2 protein-coding genes and 1 pseudogene are annotated in these 3,542 nt (G+C 75.2%); 2 read left to right on the forward strand and 1 reads right to left on the reverse strand.

The features are described from left to right. Window positions 1-238 (reverse strand): annotated as a pseudogene (locus tag ACFRQN_RS40210) (hypothetical protein); the annotation flags it as partial. A gap of 500 nt (window positions 239-738) precedes the next feature. On the opposite strand from ACFRQN_RS40210, the gene helR reads away from it, so the two are divergent. Beyond that, window positions 739-2,895 carry an RNA polymerase recycling motor ATPase HelR gene (gene helR / locus ACFRQN_RS40215; protein WP_380745608.1) on the forward strand — a complete coding sequence of 719 codons (2,157 nt, stop codon included), beginning with the start codon at window positions 739-741 and terminating at the stop codon, window positions 2,893-2,895. Between the two features lie 142 nt (window positions 2,896-3,037). Beyond that, complete coding sequence (locus tag ACFRQN_RS40220; protein WP_063780004.1) at window positions 3,038-3,337, forward strand: DUF6087 family protein; 300 nt, start codon at window positions 3,038-3,040, stop codon at window positions 3,335-3,337. Window positions 3,338-3,542 lie beyond the last annotated feature (205 nt).

Below are 3,542 nucleotides of genomic sequence, written 5' to 3' on the forward strand. Positions count from 1 at the left end.
CGCCCGGTGCGTCCGAGGCCTCGGACGCACCGGAGGTGTCCGTGCCGGTCGGATAGGCGGTGGAGTCGGCGCTCCCGGGGACGGAGCCCTGGAGTTCGGCGAGGTCCGCGCTGACGGAGGCGAGCAGTTCCTGCATCTGCTCCAGCAGGCTCTTGGGGGTGGCGGGTCCGGCCGAGGTGCCGTCGGCCGAGCCCGTCGGGCTGCTCGGGAACTGCGGCGTGGCAGATGGTTCGGACATTGCGGGACCTCTTCGGATCGGTGGTGCGGTGTAGGGCGGCCGACGGTGGCTCGGACCGCACGGCGGGAGGCGGCAGTGCCCGCTACCGGGGCACCCACCCCCGCCGTAGCACCCAACGAACCGGTCCGGATGCCGTCACCCGGACACCACCCGATGCGGTCCAACTCCGCTGTGCGGTAAGCCTCCCGGGTGAGCCGGGGTTGCCGTCGCGGCGCCGCCTCGGCTAGGCGCGGCGCGGCCCGGGGAGCCTGAGCGGCGCGGACGGTGCGGGTGGACCGGGCGGCGCGGAGCGGGGGCGTGAGCGGCGGTGCGGAGCGCGGAACGGTCGAGCGCGCCCGGAAAGGAGCCGGGGATGATTCGGAGACGAGCAGGAGACGAACCGGAGACGGGCCGGGGGAGAACCCACCCCTTGCCACTCTCAACGTATAGCGCATGGGGGGTCTTGCGGCAAGGCCCCCGTGGTGGCGCACAATCGCAGGCCTCAGATCGGAGCTGATGCCATGAACAGCCGCACCACCAGCGCGTTCGACCTTCCCGCCCGCCTCGTCGCCAAGGCCGACCCGGCGCTGATCGGTGAGGACGAGCGGCACTTCGCGGCCGTCGCGGAGAGCCTGGAGCAGTCGATCGCGGAGCTGTCCGACCGCCTCGACGCGCTGCGCCGCGCGCCGGGCGGCCTCGGCCGGGAGGCGATGGACCGGGACATCGAGGTGCACAAGCTGACCGGTCGGCTGCGCGCCCTGCGCCGCTTCGGCCTGGACCTGTGCCTCGGGCGGGTCGTCCACGCGGACGACCCGGAGCCGGTGTACATCGGGCGGCTCGGCCTCACCGACAGTGAGGGGCGCCGACTGCTGGTCGACTGGCGCTCGCCCGCGGCCGAGCCGTTCTTCGGGGCCACCCACGCCGACCCGATGGGCCTGGTGAGCCGGCGCCGGTACCGCTGGACCGGCGGCCGGATCGGCGACTACTGGGACGAGGTGTTCAGCGCCGAGGCCCTGGAGGGGCACGCCGCGCTGGACGACCAGTCCGCGTTCATCGCGAGCCTGGGCGGCAACCGGTCGGCCCGGATGCGGGACGTGCTGGCCACCATCCAGGCCGACCAGGACGCGATCATCCGGGCGGGGTCCCGGGGCGCCCTGGTGGTGGACGGCGGCCCGGGCACCGGGAAGACGGTCGTCGCGCTGCACCGCTCCGCGTACCTGCTCTACTCCGACCCCCGGCTCGGCCACCGGCGCGGCGGCGTGCTGTTCGTCGGCCCGCACCAGCCCTACCTGGCCTACGTCGCCGACGTCCTGCCCAGCCTCGGTGAGGAGGGGGTGCGCACCTGCACCGTGCGGGACCTCGTTGCCGAGGGGGCGAAGGCCGGGTCCGAGAGCGACCCCGAGACGGCCCGCCTGAAGTCCTCGGCCGACATGGTGGGGGCGATCGAGAAGGCCGTCCGGTTCTACGAGGAGCCGCCCGCCGAGGGGATGGAGGTCACCACCCACTGGGCCGACCTCTGGCTGAGCGCCGAGGACTGGTCCGACGCGTTCGACGCGCCGGACCCGGGCACCCCGCACAACGAGGCCCGCGAGCAGATCTGGGAGGAGCTGGCCACGATCCTGATGGACAAGCTGGACGAGGACGCGGGGGTCTCGCCCGAACTGTTCCGCCGGTCGCTGCGGCAGGACAGGGAGCTGACCGAGACGCTCAACCGGGCCTGGCCGCTGATCGACGCGGCCGACCTGGTCGGCGACCTCTGGTCGGTGCCCGCCTACCTGCGGATGTGCGCGCCCTGGCTCGCCCCCGAGGAGGTCCGCAGGCTCCAGCGCAAGGACGCGCCCCAGGCCTGGACGGTGTCCGACCTGCCGCTGCTGGACGCGGCCCGGCAGCGGCTCGGCGATCCGGAGGCGGACCGGCGCCGGCGCCGTCGGGAGGCCGCGGCCGCCGCCGAGCGCGCGCGGATGGCCGACGTCATCGGCGACCTGCTGCAGGCCGACGACGACGGCGAGGGCGCGGTGACGATGCTGCGCGGGCGCGACCTCCAGGACACCCTGGTCGACGAGACGGCCCTGCCCGGTGCCGACCCGGAGCCGCTCGCCGGGCCGTTCGCGCACATCGTGGTGGACGAGGCCCAGGAGCTGACCGACGCGGAGTGGCAGATGCTGCTGCTGCGCTGCCCGTCCCGGAGCTTCACCATCGTCGGGGACCGGGCGCAGGCCAGGCACGGGTTCACGGAGTCCTGGCAGGAGCGGCTGGAGCGGATCGGGCTCGACCGGAGCACGGTGGCCTCGCTGAGCATCAACTACCGGACACCGGAGGAGGTCATGGCCGAGGCCGAGCCCGCGATCCGGGCGGCGCTGCCGGACGCCAACGTGCCGACCTCCGTCCGCAGCAGCGGCATCCCGGTCGTGCACGGGTCGGTGGCGGAGCTGGACGCCGTCCTGGACGGCTGGCTCGCCGAGCACGCCGAGGGGGTCGCCTGCGTGATCGGTGCCCCCGGCTTCGAGGCGCGGCCGCGGGTCCGGTCGCTGACCCCGGAGCTGTCCAAGGGGCTGGAGTTCGACCTGGTCGTGCTGGTCGACCCGGAGGCGTTCGGCGGGGGTGTCGAGGGGGCGGTCGGCCGCTACGTCGCGATGACCAGGGCCACCCAGCGGCTGGTGGTCCTCAGGAGCGTGTGAAGCGTCAAGCGTCGGAAGAGACGACGAAGAGACGGCGAAGGGAGCGGGGTGCGAACGGAGGGAGCGGAGGGGCTGGAACGCGCGTCGCCCGGTCGGGTGACGCAGGTGTCGGGTGACGGCGTCGGGAGGCCAGACTGGGGCGATGGACGAGGAGGAACCGCTGGCGTCGTGGGCGGCCAGGCGGGAGCAACGGCTGCGGCCGGTCGGGCAGTTGCGGGTCGTACGGCTCACGGTCGGGCGGCAGCGGGGCGCCCATGTGCTGCCGGGCGAACCGAGGCTGATCGTGCGCTGGGACGGCTACCAGTGGCTGCCGGAGACGGTGGCCGAGGACTACGCCACCGCCCAGCGGATCCTGTACGGGGCCGAGGGCGCGGGAGCGCCGCGGCCCGGGCGCCAGGCACGGCGGCCGGGGAAGGCACCGGGGCGCCACCGCAAGCCCTGAAGCCCGCGCGGGCCCGGGCCGCGGCCCGGACGTCGGGCCGTAACGGGACCCCGGGCTGTAACGGGACGCCGGGCGGTAACCGGCCCCCGAGAAGCGGGCGGGGTCCGAGAAGCGGGCGGGGGGGGGGGCCCCCCCCGGGCCCGCCCCCCCCCCCCCCCCCCCCGCGGGGAGGTGTGGGGGGGGCGGGGCGGCGGAAGGCCCCCCC

Origin of the sequence: Kitasatospora sp. NPDC056800 (assembly GCF_042789775.1) — a bacterium.
GTDB lineage: Bacteria > Actinomycetota > Actinomycetes > Streptomycetales > Streptomycetaceae > Kitasatospora.

Excerpts from the sequence above, each read along its gene's own strand:
- ACFRQN_RS40220 (WP_063780004.1), top strand. The coding sequence starts at position 3,038 with ATGGACGAGGAGGAACCGCTGGCGTCGTGGGCGGCCAGGCGGGAGCAA.
- helR (WP_380745608.1), top strand. The coding sequence starts at position 739 with ATGAACAGCCGCACCACCAGCGCGTTCGACCTTCCCGCCCGCCTCGTC.